The 16,689-nt window shown below is 57.5% G+C and carries 13 protein-coding genes and 2 tRNA genes; 10 read left to right on the top strand and 5 right to left on the bottom strand.

Annotation, left to right across the window (positions count from 1 at the left end; genetic code table 11):
* Nucleotides 1–166: 166 nt before the first annotated feature.
* A complete protein-coding gene (locus AC5SEO_RS13835) occupies nucleotides 167–1,003 on the bottom strand; it encodes an EamA family transporter (protein ID WP_174068293.1) in 837 nt (278 codons plus the stop codon).
* A gap of 884 nt (nucleotides 1,004–1,887) precedes the next feature.
* On the opposite strand from AC5SEO_RS13835, the gene AC5SEO_RS13830 reads away from it, so the two are divergent.
* The 3 genes from AC5SEO_RS13830 to AC5SEO_RS13820 all read left to right on the top strand — a co-directional run bounded on the left by AC5SEO_RS13830 (nucleotide 1,888) and on the right by AC5SEO_RS13820 (nucleotide 4,063).
* A complete protein-coding gene (locus tag AC5SEO_RS13830; RefSeq protein WP_025593243.1) occupies nucleotides 1,888–2,322 on the top strand; it encodes a CoA-binding protein in 435 nt (144 codons plus the stop codon).
* A 73-nt stretch (nucleotides 2,323–2,395) separates the two neighbouring features.
* Nucleotides 2,396–3,679, top strand: coding sequence for an O-acetylhomoserine aminocarboxypropyltransferase (locus tag AC5SEO_RS13825; RefSeq protein ID WP_003512640.1), 1,284 nt, complete (start codon nucleotides 2,396–2,398; stop codon nucleotides 3,677–3,679).
* A 15-nt stretch (nucleotides 3,680–3,694) separates the two neighbouring features.
* Nucleotides 3,695–4,063 (top strand): cupin domain-containing protein, encoded by a 369-nt coding sequence (locus AC5SEO_RS13820; protein WP_003512641.1) that lies wholly within the window; start codon nucleotides 3,695–3,697, stop codon nucleotides 4,061–4,063.
* A 58-nt stretch (nucleotides 4,064–4,121) separates the two neighbouring features.
* Here the strand turns inward: AC5SEO_RS13820 and AC5SEO_RS13815 are convergent, their stop codons facing one another.
* Complete coding sequence (locus AC5SEO_RS13815; protein ID WP_003512642.1) at nucleotides 4,122–5,375, bottom strand: cytochrome P450; 1,254 nt, start codon at nucleotides 5,373–5,375, stop codon at nucleotides 4,122–4,124.
* Between the two features lie 85 nt (nucleotides 5,376–5,460).
* Nucleotides 5,461–6,708 carry a GGDEF domain-containing protein gene (locus tag AC5SEO_RS13810; protein ID WP_174068294.1) on the bottom strand — a complete coding sequence of 416 codons (1,248 nt, stop codon included), beginning with the start codon at nucleotides 6,706–6,708 and terminating at the stop codon, nucleotides 5,461–5,463.
* A gap of 455 nt (nucleotides 6,709–7,163) precedes the next feature.
* Here AC5SEO_RS13810 and clpP point away from each other — a divergent pair, with 455 nt between their 5' ends.
* From clpP to AC5SEO_RS13785, 5 genes are all read left to right on the top strand, one after another.
* On the top strand, nucleotides 7,164–7,796 hold the full coding sequence (clpP, locus tag AC5SEO_RS13805) for an ATP-dependent Clp endopeptidase proteolytic subunit ClpP (protein ID WP_003496491.1): 633 nt from the start codon (nucleotides 7,164–7,166) through the stop codon (nucleotides 7,794–7,796).
* A gap of 291 nt (nucleotides 7,797–8,087) precedes the next feature.
* Complete coding sequence (gene clpX / locus AC5SEO_RS13800) at nucleotides 8,088–9,365, top strand: ATP-dependent Clp protease ATP-binding subunit ClpX (protein ID WP_003512644.1); 1,278 nt, start codon at nucleotides 8,088–8,090, stop codon at nucleotides 9,363–9,365.
* 412 nt (nucleotides 9,366–9,777) lie between these two features.
* Nucleotides 9,778–12,195, top strand: coding sequence for an endopeptidase La (lon, locus tag AC5SEO_RS13795; protein WP_003512645.1), 2,418 nt, complete (start codon nucleotides 9,778–9,780; stop codon nucleotides 12,193–12,195).
* Between the two features lie 288 nt (nucleotides 12,196–12,483).
* Nucleotides 12,484–12,759, top strand: coding sequence for a DNA-binding protein HupB (gene hupB, locus AC5SEO_RS13790; protein WP_003496481.1), 276 nt, complete (start codon nucleotides 12,484–12,486; stop codon nucleotides 12,757–12,759).
* A 358-nt stretch (nucleotides 12,760–13,117) separates the two neighbouring features.
* The gene (locus AC5SEO_RS13785; RefSeq protein WP_174068295.1) at nucleotides 13,118–15,316 is read left to right on the top strand and encodes an esterase-like activity of phytase family protein; all 2,199 of its coding nucleotides are present in this window, start codon (nucleotides 13,118–13,120) and stop codon (nucleotides 15,314–15,316) included.
* 208 nt (nucleotides 15,317–15,524) lie between these two features.
* Here the strand turns inward: AC5SEO_RS13785 and AC5SEO_RS13780 are convergent, their stop codons facing one another.
* The gene (locus tag AC5SEO_RS13780) at nucleotides 15,525–15,665 is read right to left on the bottom strand and encodes a hypothetical protein (protein ID WP_003512649.1); all 141 of its coding nucleotides are present in this window, start codon (nucleotides 15,663–15,665) and stop codon (nucleotides 15,525–15,527) included.
* 311 nt (nucleotides 15,666–15,976) lie between these two features.
* Nucleotides 15,977–16,052, bottom strand: a tRNA-Val gene (locus AC5SEO_RS13775).
* A gap of 226 nt (nucleotides 16,053–16,278) precedes the next feature.
* Between AC5SEO_RS13775 and AC5SEO_RS13770 the strand changes: the two genes are divergently transcribed.
* Nucleotides 16,279–16,410 (top strand): hypothetical protein, encoded by a 132-nt coding sequence (locus tag AC5SEO_RS13770; RefSeq protein WP_003512651.1) that lies wholly within the window; start codon nucleotides 16,279–16,281, stop codon nucleotides 16,408–16,410.
* An 89-nt stretch (nucleotides 16,411–16,499) separates the two neighbouring features.
* A tRNA-Asp gene (locus tag AC5SEO_RS13765) sits at nucleotides 16,500–16,576 on the top strand.
* The last annotated feature ends 113 nt before the right edge of the window (nucleotides 16,577–16,689 follow it).

Below are 16,689 nucleotides of genomic sequence, written 5' to 3'. Positions count from 1 at the left end.
AAGGCGACCACAAATGACCATATTCCCTTTGGAATCCGATCTGGCGCGCTTATACGGTGTGCTGGATGAAGCGTCAATATGACGGATTTTGCTGACCGTAAAAATAAATCAATAAAAACAACGGTTTGTTTATGTGGTATTATTTTACCCCATAGATTTACCTGTTTCATCCCAGCCGCATGACCAGAACACCCGCTGCGATGATGCCGCCAGCGAGATAACGCCAGACGCTGGCGCGTTCTTTGAGGATGACGACGGAGATCACCAGCGCAAACAGAATTGAGGTTTCGCGCAGCGCCGCGACGACGGCGACGGGGGCCTTGGTCATGGCGTAGAGCGCCAGCCCGTAGGAGAGGATGGAGCCGCCGCCGCCGATCAGGCCGCGCCACCAGTTTCGCTGCACATGCTGCGTAACCGCGCTTACGCCGCGCTGGTAAAATGCGAAACCAAAGAGGAGTACGGGCGGCAGAAGCGACATCCACAGCGTATAGGAAATCGCATTGCCGGAAAGCCTTGCGCCGAAACCATCAACGAAGGTGTAGGATGCAATTACGAAGGCGTTGATGAGCGCGACAATGATCGCCTTTCCGCCGCCGCGCCGCGCCTCGAAGGCAAGCGTCAGGATGCCGCCGGAAATGATGGCAATCCCGGCAAGCGCAAGCGGGCTTAAAATCTCGCTGAGAAAAAGGCTGCTCGTCGCTGCGACGATCAGCGGCGCCACGCCACGCATGACGGGATAGACGAGGCCGATATCGCCGATCGTATAGGCGGCGGCGACTAGCCGGAAATAGGCAAATTGCAGAACGGCCGAGGCGATGAGAAAGGGAATGGCCACCGGCGCAGGAAACGGCAGGAAGGGCAGGAAGGGTAAAGAACAAGCTGCGGCGCCCGCCGCGATCAGCGAGGCGTCCAGCGACTTGTCGGATCCGGATTTTACCAGCGCATTCCATCCGGCATGCAATATCGCGCCCAGAAGCACCAGAATTAGAATGTCAAATGTCACGATAGAGACTCGCTCATGGGCTATTCTAGGCAACCTACAGCATCGGCTTGAAAACCGGAATCCATTTTCCGTGGTGGCTGTGGGAGACGCAAATCCTCCTGTCGTAAGCGGTTGCTTCTTTGCGGATTATGACGCGTGTCAAGTTTCGGGTTTGTGCGTGTTGCGGGATGGAGTGGGTAACTGTGCGAGAGGCGATATACGGCCGTGCTCACGATTTCATCAGCAGGACATACGCGCCTATGCCGGATGCACAGCTTATGGTTTTGCTGTGGAACGTGTTTTTCGCAAAAATGCGACCGATTGCGGCGATTATTCCTGCTCGAAATTGCCCATATCCAGAAGATGAAACTGTATCAATCAAGCGAGCACATGCAGGCTAAAAATGAAAAGAAGTTTCAATTCATTACTGAATGGCCGGCTACAACGTTACAGTTTTACCTATAACTTGATTTACAGAATAACTTTCTGAAAATTAGATACGCCTAATGCATCGGTGAACGGAATGAAAACAAACAGGAGACGAAGGGCGCATAAGATGCACGCAAATGTTGTTTCAGCAAATGTTCATCGAAATGTATGCTTTTGAAAAACTGGATAAAAATACTCAGCACAACGCCGCTTAAGGTGTTTTTGTGAAATCATTTTGCGCGAACCTAGGTATACTTTCGTGACATCACGAGCCCGGCTTGTTCAATATTTTCATTCGAGCAGGGGTTCAAGAGAAGGATGAGGGTTCCTAGATCTAGGAAAGCGGCCGCAAAAAAGCGGTGCGAAAAGCTCGTCCGCGGATTTATGCGGGAGAGGCAATTCTCGCTGGGCCATTGAGCGTCGAGCCGGCGCTTGAGGTCCTTGAACCGCGCGATATGGCAGAGGGAAAAGTTGACATGCAGCATGATACCTATGAACCGGATTACCTCAGAAAAATTCTGACGGATGTCAGGACCATCGCCCTGCTTGGCGCCTCTCCCAATCCGGATCGGCCGAGCCACGGCGTCATGCGCTTTCTGCTGTCCAAGGGTTACCGCGTGTTTCCGGTCAATCCCGGTCAGGCGGGCAAGGAGATATTGGGGCAGAAAGTGTATGCGCGGCTTGCCGACATTCCCGAGCCCGTTGATATGGTCGATGTGTTCCGGGCGCCGGAATATTTGTCGGCAATTGTCGAAGAGGCGATATTGCTGCCGCAGCGGCCATCGGTGATCTGGGGCCAGCTTTCGGTCAGAGACGACAATGCGGCGGCCAAGGCCGAGGCCTACGGCATGAACGTGGTGATGGACCGTTGCCCCGCAATTGAGTATCCGCGTCTCAATATTGTGCGATAGTTGGTACGGATTGGACTTATCATTTGGCGGCAAGGCATTATGATCCCTCCAAAATATCATTGGAGGAAACATCATGCCGAGCAGCAATCCCGGGTTCTCAACGTTGGCCGTGCACGCGGGCGCACAGCCCGATCCGACCACCGGTGCGCGCGCGACGCCGATCTACCAGACAACGGCCTATGCCTTCCGTGACGCCGATCACGCCGCCGCGCTGTTCGGATTAAAAGAGTTCGGCAATATCTACACGCGCATCATGAACCCAACCCAGGCGGTTCTGGAGGAGCGTGTCGCAGCGCTTGAAGGCGGCACGGCGGCACTTGCCGTTGCATCCGGTCACGCCGCGCAATTGCTGGTCTTCCACACATTGCTGCAACACGGCGACAATTTCGTCGCGGCACGCCAGCTTTATGGCGGCTCCATCAACCAGTTCGGCCACGCCTTCAAGGGTTTCGACTGGCAGGTGCGCTGGGCCGATGCGGCTGATCCGGCCACTTTCGAACGGCAGATCGACGACCGCACACGCGCGATCTTCATCGAAAGCCTGGCCAACCCGGGCGGCACATTCGTGGATATCGCCGCGATTGCCGATGTCGCTCATCGTCACGGCCTGCCGCTCATCGTCGACAACACCATGGCAAGCCCCTATTTGTTGCGGCCGCTGGAACATGGCGCGGATATCGTATTGCATTCGTTGACGAAATTCCTCGGCGGCCATGGCAATTCCATGGGTGGCATCATCGTCGATGGCGGCACTTTCGACTGGTCGGCCACGGATAAATATCCGTCGCTGTCGCAGCCCCGCCCAGAATATTCCGGCGTCGTGCTGCACCAGACCTTCGGCAATTTCGCCTTCGCGATTGCCTGCCGCGTTCTTGGCTTACGCGATCTCGGCCCTGCGATCTCACCCTTCAATGCCTTCCTCATCCTCACGGGCATAGAGACCCTGCCGCTGCGCGTTCAGCGCCACTCCGACAATGCGCTGGCCGTCGCCAAATGGCTGAAAGCGCACCCCAAGGTGGGCTGGGTGCATTATGCCGGGCTGGAGGACAGCGACAACTACGCAATCCAGCAGCATTATTCGCCAAAGGGCGCTGGTTCCGTCTTCACCTTCGGCATCAAGGGCGGTTATGCCGCCGGCAAGGCGCTGGTGGAAGGTCTGCAACTCTTCTCCCATCTCGCCAATATCGGCGATACACGCTCTCTCGTCATCCACCCGGCTTCCACGACACATGCGCAGCTGACACCGGAACAGCAGACGGCGGCGGGTGCCGGACCGGATGTGGTGCGCCTCTCGATCGGCATCGAGGATGTCAAGGACATCATCGCCGATCTCGAACAATCGCTTGCGAAGCTCTGAGAGACCGGGGTCGTCATGACGAATTTTCTCGCATTCGAAGATACACGAACCGCTACGGCCAGTGATGTCGAGGCGGAGGTGGAGCACAGTGCACCCGCACCGGAAAGGCTGATTTCCGGCGACCCCAAATTCACCACGTGGAATCTGGAGGAAGCGCCCGGTGGCATCTATGCCGGCATCTGGCAGTCGACGCCCGGCAAATGGCGGGTGGTCTATGACGAATGGGAATATTTTAACATTCTCGAGGGTCACTCGATCCTGACGGAGGATGGCGGATCCCCGCGCGACCTGAAACCGGGCGACAGGCTGGTCCTGCGGCCGGGCTTCAAGGGAACCTGGGAGGTCGTCGAAACGACCCGCAAGGATTATGTCATCCGGTTGTAGGAGCCGGATGATTTCTATTGGTCCACCGCCGGGATAAAGGTTGTTCCCGGCGTGGCTGTCACCAGCTGAGATCGAGCCGTTCCAGACCATGGAAGTGATAGACGTCCTTGACCTTGGGTGGCTCGGCAATCTTCAGGCCCGGCAGTCGCTTGAAAAGCAGAGGCAAGGCTAGGTTCAGCTCCAGTCTTGCCAGCGGCGCGCCAATGCAGAAATGGATGCCGGCGCCGAAGGAGACGTTGGCGCCTTCGTTTCGGTCCGGCCTGAATGCCAGGGGATCGGAAAACTTGGCCGGATCGAGATTGGCGGCCGCCAGAATGAGGCTGACCTTGTCGCCGCGTTTGAATTCCACGCCGTCGATCTCGACCGGCTCCAGAACCCAGCGCTGGAAAATATGGACGGGCGCGCAGATACGCAGCGTTTCTTCCACCGTGCGTTCCGTTACCGTCTCGTCGTGGAAAAGTGTGTCGGGCGAGATGCCGCTTTCCAGAATGATGCGCACGGAATTGCCGATCTGGTGCACCGTCGCCTCGTGCCCGGCGTTCAACAGAACGATGGTGGTCGAGATCAGCTCGTCGTCGGTCAGATACTGGCCCTTGTGCTCCGTATGGATCATGTGGCTCAGCAGATCGTCTTTCGGCTCTGCCCGGCGCTCCGCGATCACACTGCGCACATAGTCTGAAAACTCATGTGCGGCCCTGTCGGCCAGAAGCTCGTCCTCGGGCGTGCGCTTGAACATGTACATGCCGACATAGGCATGTGACCATTTCAGAAGCTGCGGCCCCATTTCCTCGGGAATGCCGATCATGCGCGCGATCATCGTGACCGGGATGATATCGGCATAGGAAGAGAGCAGTTCCGTCTCGCCGTTTCCTTCAAAGGCGTCGATCAGCCGGTTGGCGAGTTCCTCGATTTCCGGCTTCATCTTGTCGACATGCCGCGAAACGAAAGCGCGGTTGATGAGGGTGCGCAGCCGTGTGTGTTCCGGCGGCTCCAGCTCCAGAAGCGAGTGCTGCTCTGCGGCGTCGAAATGCTTCACATGCTCGAGCGGCTCTGCCAGACCGATCTCCTCGCGGCTCGCAACATGCAGGATCTGCCGTCCGAACCGGCGGTCGCGCAGGAGGGCGCTGACATGGTCGTATTCGGTGAAAAACCACTGCCGCTGCTCTTCCCAATAGAAAGTGGGACATTGGGCATGCAGGGCAGCGTAGACCGGGTTCGGGTCGTTGTAGAAAGCCGGATTGCGTGCATCGAGTGAAACACGACGCGTGGCGGGATCGATTTTGAGAAAGGGAAATGTCGCTGTCATGTCCATGGTTTATTCCGCGCGCCGCACTTTGGGAAGGGCGTGAAAATGCCGTTCCATGTGTTTATCCGCATGTCACTGTGTGGTTACTTTGTCACCGGTTGGCGATGGCCGCTATCCGGTTCAGCGCCGCAACCTGCCGGTTGGCATTGTTGTCCATCGGGTTTTCGTTCCGGTCCGGAGAGGGGACGACAACATTGGCTGAATTGACGTGGATCACGGTCCGGTTGCGGCCGGCCTTCTTGGCCGCGTAAAGCGCGCGGTCGGCCTCCGTCATCATCACGCTCAGATCCGCATCCTTGATCATGGCTTCGGATATGCCGACGCTGGTCGTGACCTCGATGTTTTCGCCGCGTGCGCTGATCTTCGAAAGGCGCAGGTTGCTGCGGATGGCTTCCGCAAGCGTCACGGTGCTGGAGGGGCTTTCCACTTCGGCGACGAGCGCAAATTCTTCGCCGCCCATCCTGACGAACAGGCCGCGCTCACCGATGACCCGCTGCGCCATATTGCAAAAATGCACAAGCACCGCGTCTCCCGACTGATGGCCGTATTTGTCGTTGATCTTCTTGAAATGGTCGATGTCAAACAGCGCCAGCGCCACGTAACGGCTGGAGCCGGGCGACCTTTTTTTGATGTGTTCGAACTCTTCAAGCAGCCCTCGCCGGTTGAGGACGCCGGTCAGGTGGTCGGTCATGGCCAGCCGGTGCAGGCGGGTTTCCGTATCTTCCATGATGATCTTGGCACTCATCATGACGATGATGGTAAAGCCGAGAATGCCTGAAAAGGCGAGCGCTGCCGTCAGCGGAATGGCGTTGGGGGCGGCGGCGTTGACGGGAATGACGATGGACGCCACGAGCGCCCCGCAAAATGCCTGCACGATGAAGGTGGCCGCCAGCACCTTGCGGCTGAATGACGCGCGTGCCTTGCTGGCCAGAAGAATGCCGGCCAGCATGAAATAACCGGTGGCGGCACAGATGTGATAGAGCAGGATGCGCGGGACCATGTTTTCGCGTACGGGGCCGATCAGCATGCCCGCCACCCATAACAGCGCCGGAATGGCGATCCAGCCGGCGGTCTTGCGCTGTTCGAAGGACAGGAGACCGGCGAGCCAGAAACTGAAGGCCGAAAGGGCAAGCGTATTGCCGACTTCGATCGACAGGAAGTTGGGAATATCGCCGCGCAGCGCCACCATCACCGTGCCGGCGCTCGTGGCGGCGAAACCGGCGGCGAAATAGATATTGTGCCGGCGGGCAGGGCGGTGCAGCCACAGGGTTCCCAGCAGCAGGGCAAGGGTCAGCGTTTCCGACGCCCAAAGCAGCATGCCCGTCTTTGCATCCAGCATTGCAAAATCCTATCTGCGCTATCATGCCGTAAAAGCGGTTCGCTGCACGATGTGCGCAATGCCCGCCGAATTGGTGGAGATGCCATTTCGCCTCAAAAGAGGCTCCCGCCCCCTGACGGGAAACCGGAAATTCGCGGTCGTAGTATCAGCCGCAAATACCTAACGAGTTCTTGCCAGTGAGAAGTTATATCTGGGCAACACACCGGTTTTTGCGTTTGCGGTTTGCTCCTGTTAAAAAATAATGCGGGCGACAGAGAATGGTCCGGTTGGCATCGGCTTGTCCATAGCCGTTACCCCGCGGGTGGAAAACGCCCGTAAACGCTGTTGAGCCGTTAAGGATATGCGGCTTCGTGTCTTGAAGTACCGGGCAGGGACACTCTATGTAGGGAGAACGAAGGTTAGAAGTGATTCCGGAGCGGTTTTCCGCGAAGGGCAGAGTTTGACAAAGGACGGACATGAAAAATCCAGTTGATACCGCCATGGCTCTGGTGCCGATGGTCGTAGAGCAGACCAATCGCGGCGAACGCTCCTATGACATATTTTCCCGTCTTCTCAAGGAACGCATCATTTTCCTCACCGGACCGGTGGAAGACCAGATGGCCTCGCTCGTCTGCGCGCAGCTGCTTTTCCTCGAGGCTGAAAACCCGAAGAAGGAAATCGCGCTCTACATCAATTCGCCGGGTGGCGTCGTGACCGCCGGCATGGCGATCTACGATACGATGCAGTTCATCCGTCCTGCCGTTTCGACGCTTTGCGTCGGCCAGGCCGCATCCATGGGCTCGCTGCTTCTGGCCGCTGGCGAAAAGGGAATGCGTTTCGCAACTCCGAACGCCCGCATCATGGTGCATCAGCCCTCCGGCGGCTTCCAGGGGCAGGCTTCGGATATTGAGCGTCACGCCCGCGACATCATTAAAATGAAGCGTCGCCTTAATGAAGTCTACGTGAAGCACACCGGCCGTACGCTGGAAGAGGTTGAAAAAACCCTTGATCGCGACCACTTCATGGATGCCGACGAGGCCAAGGACTGGGGTGTGATCGACAAGATCCTCACCTCGCGCCAGGAAATGGAAGGCGCCGCCGCGAATTAAGGCGCGACGCTTTTTGACGGTTGTTTAACCCCGCAAAGTAATTTCGGGGCTTTCAACCGCAACAGAAAGCGATATTAGTATATATAAAGGCTGTGTTGAATTTTTATGACGTGGCCTTTGTTTTGATGGGGAATTCGTTGCAGCCGGTTGTCAGCTCATGTATCTGATACCGGTTAGTACCCCGGGAAACGAGGCGGATACGGCGATGCACCCAAGGGCGGCCGTATCGGCGGGCGGTAAGTTGACCGCGATCCGTTTGGCGGACCTGCGGCGTGCTGGAAGGAAAGTGATATGAGCAAAGTCAGCGGCAGCAACGGCGGCGACTCTAAGAATACACTCTATTGTTCATTCTGCGGCAAGAGCCAGCACGAAGTCCGGAAACTCATTGCCGGACCGACGGTATTCATCTGCGATGAATGCGTCGAATTGTGCATGGACATCATCCGCGAGGAGAACAAGACGTCGATGGTGAAGTCGCGCGAGGGTGTTCCCACCCCGCAGGACATCATCAAGATCCTCGACGAATACGTCATCGGCCAGAAGCAGGCGAAAAAGATCCTGTCGGTGGCCGTTCACAACCATTACAAGCGCCTCGCGCACGCCTCCAAGAATGGCGATGTCGAGCTTGCGAAGTCGAACATCATGCTCGTCGGTCCGACGGGTTGCGGCAAGACCTATCTTGCCCAGACGCTCGCCCGCATCATCGACGTTCCCTTCACAATGGCAGACGCAACGACGCTGACCGAAGCCGGTTATGTCGGCGAGGACGTGGAAAACATTATCCTGAAGCTGTTGCAGGCTGCGGATTACAATGTCGAGCGCGCCCAGCGCGGCATCGTCTATATCGATGAAGTCGACAAGATTTCCCGCAAGTCGGACAACCCGTCGATCACGCGTGACGTGTCGGGCGAGGGCGTTCAGCAGGCGCTTCTGAAGATCATGGAAGGCACGGTCGCTTCCGTTCCGCCGCAGGGCGGCCGCAAGCATCCGCAGCAGGAATTCCTGCAGGTGGATACGACCAACATTCTCTTCATCTGCGGCGGCGCGTTTGCCGGCCTGGACAAGATCATCTCGGCCAGGGGCGAAAAGACCTCGATTGGCTTCGGTGCGACCGTCAAGGCGGAAGACGATCGCCGCGTTGGCGAGGTGCTGCGCGAACTGGAGCCGGAAGATCTGGTGAAATTCGGTCTTATTCCGGAATTCATCGGCCGTCTGCCGGTTCTGGCTACGCTGGAGGACCTTGACGAGGATGCGCTGATCCAGATCCTGTCCGAGCCGAAGAACGCGCTGGTCAAGCAGTATCAGCGTCTTTTCGAGATGGAAGATGTGGAACTGACCTTCCACGAGGACGCGTTGCGCGAGATTGCGCGCCGGGCGATTACCCGCAAGACGGGTGCCCGCGGTCTGCGCTCGATCATGGAAAAGATCCTTCTGGATACCATGTTCGAACTGCCGACGCTGGAAGGCGTGCGCGAAGTGGTGATCTCCAACGATGTCGTCAGCGGCATCGCTCGCCCGCTCTACATCTATGCGGATCGTCAGGAAGAAAAGGCCAATGTTTCGGCTTGATTGACCGATCCGACGCTTTGATGAATTCCAAAGGCCCGCACTCGTGCGGGCCTTTTCTGTTGTGGCAGGTGCGAAACTTGCCGCTAACTTGGAGTAACCCGATTTTGCGTTTGGAGCGGATTGCGCTTTGCTGATAAAGTCTTAAAACTGATTTGCAGCGCGATATGACGGAAATGTGAATTACCGTCGGCGACCCGGTTCCTGATCCTGTGGGATAACCGGAAATGTCGGGAGTAATAGCCGGCGCTGTATTTGTTTGAATTTTACGGCCGTGCCGTTGCGCGGGGTCGTCTCTTCCGGTGACTTGAAATCGGCGTTCCGAAACTCCACTTTCAGTCTCGAGAAATGAATATGCCGGACGCCCCAAGACGTCAGGCAAAGTGTCCTGAAAGGGACCATGAAAGGAAATGATATGACGAACATCACGTCTGCGGCATCCGGCGGTATCTATCCGGTACTTCCCCTGCGCGACATTGTCGTTTTCCCGCATATGATCGTTCCCCTGTTCGTCGGGCGGGAAAAATCCATTCGCGCTCTCGAAGAGGTCATGGGCTCGGACAAGCAGATCATGCTTGTTACCCAGATCAACGCCAGCGATGACGATCCGTCCCCGGAAGCCATCCACAAGGTCGGCACGGTCGCTAACGTTCTCCAGCTGCTGAAGCTGCCCGACGGCACCGTGAAGGTGCTTGTGGAAGGCAAGGGTCGCGCCCAGATCGAGGCCTATACCGACCGCGAGGATTTCTACGAAGCGTCTGCGACGCCGCTGCAGGAGCCTGCGGAAGACCCGGTTGAGATCGAGGCGCTGTCGCGGTCCGTCGTTTCGGAGTTCGAGAGCTATGTGAAGCTCAACAAGAAGATTTCGCCCGAGGTTGTCGGCGCTGCCGGCCAGATCGACGATTATTCGAAGCTGGCCGACACTGTTGCGTCGCACCTGTCGATCAAGATCACCGAAAAGCAGGAAATGCTGGAAACCGTCAGCGTGAAGCAGCGGCTTGAAAAAGCGCTCGGCTTCATGGAAGGCGAAATTTCCGTGCTTCAGGTCGAGAAGCGTATCCGCTCGCGCGTCAAGCGCCAGATGGAGAAGACGCAGCGCGAATATTATCTGAACGAACAGATGAAGGCGATCCAGAAGGAGCTCGGCGACGGCGAGGATGGCCGTGACGAGATGGCCGAACTGGAAGAGCGCATTGCCAAGACCAAGCTTTCCAAGGAGGCCAAGGATAAGGCCGAGGCGGAAATGAAGAAGCTTCGCCAGATGAGCCCGATGTCTGCGGAAGCGACTGTCGTGCGCAACTATCTGGACTGGCTGCTCAGCCTGCCCTGGGGCAAGAAGTCGAAGGTCAAGGTTGATCTCAACAGCGCCGAGGCGGTCCTCGATCAGGATCATTTCGGTCTGGACAAGGTCAAGGAACGCATCGTTGAATATCTGGCCGTGCAGGCTCGCGCTTCGAAGATCCGTGGCCCGATCCTGTGCCTCGTCGGTCCTCCCGGCGTCGGCAAGACTTCGCTCGCCAAGTCGATCGCCAAGGCGACCGGCCGCGAATATGTGCGTATGGCGCTGGGTGGTGTGCGTGATGAGGCGGAAATCCGCGGTCACCGCCGTACCTATATCGGCTCCATGCCGGGCAAGATCGTTCAGTCGATGAAGAAGGCCAAGAAGTCCAATCCGCTCTTCCTGCTCGACGAGATCGACAAGATGGGCATGGATTTCCGTGGCGATCCGTCTTCCGCACTGCTGGAGGTGCTCGATCCGGAACAGAACTCCACCTTCATGGACCACTATCTTGAAGTGGAATACGACCTGTCCGACGTGATGTTCGTGACCACGGCCAACACGCTGAACATTCCAGGTCCCCTGATGGACCGTATGGAAGTGATCCGCATCGCCGGTTACACGGAGGACGAAAAGCGCGAAATCGCCAAGCGTCACCTGCTGCCGAAGGCGATCAAGGAACATGCCCTGCGTCCGGAAGAGTTCTCGGTCAGCGATGACGCTCTGATGATCGTGATCCAGCAGTACACCCGCGAGGCGGGCGTGCGCAGCTTCGAGCGCGAGTTGATGAAGCTTGCGCGAAAGGCCGTGACCGAGATCATCAAGGGCAAGGTCAAGTCCGTGGAAGTCACCGCAGCCAATGTCCCGGATTATCTGGGCGTTCCGCGGTTCCGCCACGGCGAGGCCGAGCGTGAGGATCAGGTTGGTGTCGTCACCGGTCTGGCATGGACGGAAGTCGGCGGTGAGTTGCTCACCATCGAAGGCGTGATGATGCCGGGCAAGGGCCGCATGACGGTCACCGGCAACCTCAAGGAAGTGATGAAGGAATCCATTTCGGCAGCGGCATCTTATGTCCGCTCGCGCGCCGTGGACTTCGGCATCGAACCGCCGCGTTTCGACAAGAGCGACATTCACGTTCACGTTCCGGAAGGGGCTACCCCGAAGGATGGACCGTCTGCCGGTGTTGCCATGGCAACCGCCATCGTCTCCATCATGACCGGTATCCCGGTCTCCAAGGATGTGGCGATGACGGGTGAGATCACGCTTCGTGGTCGCGTGCTGCCGATCGGCGGCCTGAAGGAAAAGCTGCTTGCGGCTCTTCGCGGCGGCATCAAGAAGGTGCTCATCCCGGAAGAAAACGCCAAGGACCTGGCGGATATTCCTGATAATGTGAAGAACGAGATGGAGATCATCCCGGTTTCTCGCATGGGTGAGGTCATCAAGCACGCGCTGCTTCGCATGCCCGAGCCAATCGAGTGGGACGGCAGCATCGAAACGCCTGTTATCGCAACTGTCGACGGTGTCGACGAGGGCGGACAGACGATCGCACATTGATTGCCACGTCGTTGTGAAAGCCAGAATCCGTTTTCGCGACACCTGTGCATAGATTCAATGTGTTAGATGCCGAAAGGCGCGATGCTTCTTTGATGCTCGCAGAACTGGTGCGAAATTGGCACGTTTAAGGGAAAGGCCGGCAGAAATGTCGGCCTTTTTTGTGAAAAACCCCGCAGACCCCTTGTTTTTCAGGCGATTCCAGCGCTTTTGAGTTGCTGCGCGCGGATACAGACGTATTCTGCGCCGGCTTAATTTGAGTCGTTTCAAACCATTGAAAGGGGTGGAAACATGAACAAGAACGAGCTCGTCTCTGCTGTTGCCGAAAAGGCTGGTCTCACGAAGGCAGATGCTGCTTCCGCTGTTGATGCCGTATTCGAAACCGTACAGAACGAACTGAAGAGCGGTGGCGACATCCGTCTCGCTGGCTTCGGCAGCTTCTCCGTAAGCCGTCGTGAAGCCTCCAAGGGTCGTAACCCTTCCACGGGTGCTGAAGTCGATATCCCGGCTCGCAACGTACCGAAGTTTTCCGCAGGCAAGGGCCTGAAGGACGCCGTCAACTCGTAAGGTTTCCGAAAGGCCGTGACGTCCGGCGGCGGGCGGGCGGCTTTTCAGGTTCACGAGGAAACATGTTTTGACGCCCTGACGCCGTCATGCCGGCACGTAAACCGGGCGGCTTTTCGAAATGATTTTTCGGATAGCCCTTTTTTCGAACCGGCAAGATGTACTTGAAAGTAGGAGAGCGCGCCTGTGTAGCCTCTATCCGGTCACACGGCGCTCCGATACGCGGAATGTGCGCACGAACAGGAAAGCCCGGCCTTCATGGTCGGGCTTTTTGATTCCTCCGGCAGGAAATGTCATGCCGCTGTCATGTCTCTGACGCAGAAGCCATAGGGTGTTTTTTTGGATCCAAGGGGGATTTATAATGGCGTTCCGACTTTCTCAGATGGCTTTGACTGCTGCTCTGCTCACGTCCGCGGCCTTTCCGGCTGCTGCCGAGCCGGTTTTCAACCGCATCGCATCTTTCCCGGTCGTAAAGAACCTGCCAGCGGACAAGGACGCGAAGGCCGTCACTTCAGCTGAAATCGTAACCGCCAGCGAAGACGGTAAGACGCTGATCTATTCGGACAGCCCGCTTGGCGGCATTGGATTCGTTGACATCACCGACGCCAAGGCACCCAAGGCTGGCGGCGCGTTGCTGCTGGAAGGCGAACCGACCTCGGTTGCCGTTGCTGGCGCCAAGGTTCTGGCCGGTGTCAACACGTCCGAAAACCGCGCCAAGCCGTCCGGCAAGCTGGTGACGGTCGATATCGCCACCAAGAAGATTGAAGCGAGCTGCGATCTCGGTGGCCAGCCAGATTCTGTCGCAATTTCCCCGGACAAGACCTTCGCCGCCATCGCGATCGAAAACGAACGCGATGAAGAGGTGAACGAAGGCGCCCTGCCACAGATGCCGGCCGGTTATCTGGTGACGGTCGGTCTGAAAAACGGCGTTGCCGACTGCGCGACGCTGAAGAAGATCGACGTGACCGGCCTTGCCGAAATCTCCCCGGAAGATCCGGAGCCGGAATTCGTCTCGATCAATGCCAATGGCGAGATCGCGCTCACGCTGCAGGAAAACAACCACATCGTCATCATCGACGGCAAGACCGGTACGGTAAAGACGCATTTCTCCGCCGGCACGGTTGATCTGGAAGGCGTCGACACGAAGACGGACGGCCAGATCAAATTCACCGACAAGCAGGAAGGCCGCAAGCGTGAGCCAGATGCCGTGAAGTGGCTGGACAATGACCGAATCGTCATCGCCAATGAGGGTGACTGGCAGGGCGGCGCGCGCGGCTTCACCATTTTCGACAAGACCGGCAAGCTTCTTTATGAAGCCGGTGCCACCCTTGAGCACGCCGCCGCCAGCATCGGCCACTATCCGGAAAAGCGCTCCAAGGCCAAGGGCATCGAGCCGGAAGGTCTGGAGACGGCAACCTTCGATGGTCAGAAGTACTTCTTCGTTCTTGCCGAGCGCGCGTCTCTCGCTGCGGTCTACAAGGATACGGGCGGCACACCGGAACTGGTCCAGCTTCTGCCCTCGGGCATTTCGCCTGAAGGCGCCGTCGCCATTCCGTCGCGCAATCTTCTCGTCACTGCCAACGAAGCCGATCTCGTCGAAGATGGCGGCGCTCGCTCGCATGTCATGATCTATGAACGCGCAGAAGGCCAGATTGCCTACCCGCAGCTCGCTTCCGCCACCGTTGATGGCGCACCGATCGGCTGGGGCGCTCTCTCCGGTCTGGTGGGCGATGCTGAAAAGCCTGGCATCCTCTACGCCGTGTCCGACTCGGTCTATGGAAACCAGCCGTCGATCTACACCATCGACGCAACGAAGAAGCCCGCCACCATCACCAGCGCCCTGCGCATCAAGCGCGACGGTATCGCAGCCCAGAAACTCGACATCGAAGGCATTACGCTTGACGGTAAGGGCGGCTTCTGGCTGGCCTCGGAAGGTGACAGTGCCAAGCTCGTGCCCCACGCACTCTACAATGTCAGCGCCAAGGGCGAGATCAAGGCTGAGATCGCTCTGCCGAAGGAACTGCTGGCTGGCGAAACCCGCTTCGGTTTCGAAGGCGTGACCATGATCGGCAAGGGCGACGACGCGACGCTGTGGATGGCCGTACAGCGCGAATGGGGCACGGACGAGAAGGGTTTCGTCAAGCTCGTCTCCTACAATCCGAAGTCCAAGGAATGGGGAGCCGTGCGTTACCCGCTCGACAAGACCGAGGCAGGCTGGGTCGGCCTTTCTGAAATCACCGCACAGGGCGACTATGTCTATATCGTCGAGCGCGACAATCAGGTCGGTGACAAGGCAAAGATCAAGAAGCTTTACCGCGTCGCGATCGCTGACCTGAAGCCGGGCAAGATCGGTGGCGAACTGCCGCTGGTGGCCAAGCAGGAAGCACATGATTTCCTGCCGGACCTCAAGGCCCAGACGAATGGCTATACCGTTGACAAGCTGGAAGGCTTCACCTTCGGCAAGGCAGGAACGGCCTATGTCGTCACTGACAATGACGGCGTCGACGGATCTTCCGGCGAAACGCTGTTCTTTACCGTTGATCTAAAGGCGATCAACTGATCGGTCCGAATAGAATCGCAAGTGAGAAAAGCCGGGCATAGCCCGGCTTTTTTGTGCGGCGGAAGAAACCCCGATCCGGGGAATGCCGATTCCCCACGATGAGTCGCATACCAGCCGTTAAAACCGGCATGGTCGCGTCGCTATCGCATAATCGAGGGTGTTATCCGGAGGACTTCCATGAATGTGCAGTGGACCAGATCGCTAGAGCTCACCGCCCCATGGAATTCTTGCTTTTGGGAGTGCTGTCTTTTTCCGAGTCCTGCTGGACCCAGCGGAAAAAAATATAAACAGGCAGCGCAATAAGCGCGAGTGTTACAAACGCGTCGACCGACATGGTTTCATCCATCATTTATACCGTTCATCATGAAACGGCTCGAAAACAATGCATGAAATCTCTTTAAAAAGTCTGAATCTGCTTATTTTTCGGTATGTTGCGGGGTGGCACACCTATTGGAGCCGGCCTGTATGAATGTGGAACAGAAGTGCCGATCTGGCATAGACTCACGCCGGAAAAGCCGCTCCACCAGCCCAAGGCCGCGGCCGTCTACAGAATCAGGGGCAGGGGCCGTGATTCCCGATGCAGGAAGTTGACGGTAAAACGCACCGACATCCGAAAGAGCTTCGGCTTGGTAATGCGCACAATTTGAAGAAGCTGGAAAATGGTGGGCGATGAGAGACTCGAACTCCCGACATCCTCGGTGTAAACGAGGCGCTCTACCAACTGAGCTAATCGCCCTTCGCGTCTTGCAGATCGTGTCTGCCGCGTCGGTGGCCGTGATGTATTCGGATCGGAAAAAAACCGCAAGAGCTTTTGTGAAGTTTTTTTGTTTTTTTTCCGGATAGCTTTGCCCATTGGCAGAGGTGATCGGCAAAAAGCCGGGAACTGCGGGCTTTTCGATAAAAACAACGCCCGGCCGTTACCTTTGGCGGTATGCTGGAATCGCGTTACGGACGCCCCGGCTGTGGACAAGTTTTTTGTTTTTGTTGGGAAAAGCCCGGAAAACAAGGCATTCGCTGCAATGCCGGTCAAAGGCCTTTCAGTTTTTTCCGATCAAAATGAAGAAGCTTATTCTTTTGTCGTGAAACCTGCTTGACACCCCCGCACGAACGCCGTAGTTAGCCGCTCAACGAACAGCCGAGGCTGGTTCGTACGGCGAGACTAAGGTCTTGTCGGTCAGGATAAGCGGGTGTAGCTCAGTTGGTTAGAGTGCCGGCCTGTCACGCCGGAGGTCGCGGGTTCGAGCCCCGTCACTCGCGCCATCCTGTTCCTCGGAAAAAACGCAGACGAATGTCTGTGGAGCGCGGGTGTAGCTCAGTCGGTTAGAGTGCCGGCCTGTCACGCCGGAGGTCGCGGGTTCGAGCCCCGTCACTCG

The sequence above is a fragment of the Agrobacterium sp. K11 genome (genome assembly GCF_059429395.1).
The sequence above is the reverse complement of the archived record's forward strand: the minus strand, read 5'-3'. Positions and strand labels throughout refer to the sequence as shown.

Coding starts and splice junctions, on each gene's coding strand:
- AC5SEO_RS13830 (WP_025593243.1), top strand. CDS start 1,888: ATGCAGCATGATACCTATGAACCGGATTACCTCAGAAAAATTCTGACG.
- AC5SEO_RS13825 (WP_003512640.1), top strand. CDS start 2,396: ATGCCGAGCAGCAATCCCGGGTTCTCAACGTTGGCCGTGCACGCGGGC.
- AC5SEO_RS13820 (WP_003512641.1), top strand. CDS start 3,695: ATGACGAATTTTCTCGCATTCGAAGATACACGAACCGCTACGGCCAGT.
- AC5SEO_RS13815 (WP_003512642.1), bottom strand. CDS start 5,375: ATGGACATGACAGCGACATTTCCCTTTCTCAAAATCGATCCCGCCACG.
- AC5SEO_RS13810 (WP_174068294.1), bottom strand. CDS start 6,708: ATGCTGGATGCAAAGACGGGCATGCTGCTTTGGGCGTCGGAAACGCTG.
- clpP (WP_003496491.1), top strand. CDS start 7,164: ATGAAAAATCCAGTTGATACCGCCATGGCTCTGGTGCCGATGGTCGTA.
- clpX (WP_003512644.1), top strand. CDS start 8,088: ATGAGCAAAGTCAGCGGCAGCAACGGCGGCGACTCTAAGAATACACTC.
- lon (WP_003512645.1), top strand. CDS start 9,778: ATGACGAACATCACGTCTGCGGCATCCGGCGGTATCTATCCGGTACTT.
- hupB (WP_003496481.1), top strand. CDS start 12,484: ATGAACAAGAACGAGCTCGTCTCTGCTGTTGCCGAAAAGGCTGGTCTC.
- AC5SEO_RS13785 (WP_174068295.1), top strand. CDS start 13,118: ATGGCGTTCCGACTTTCTCAGATGGCTTTGACTGCTGCTCTGCTCACG.
- AC5SEO_RS13780 (WP_003512649.1), bottom strand. CDS start 15,665: ATGATGGATGAAACCATGTCGGTCGACGCGTTTGTAACACTCGCGCTT.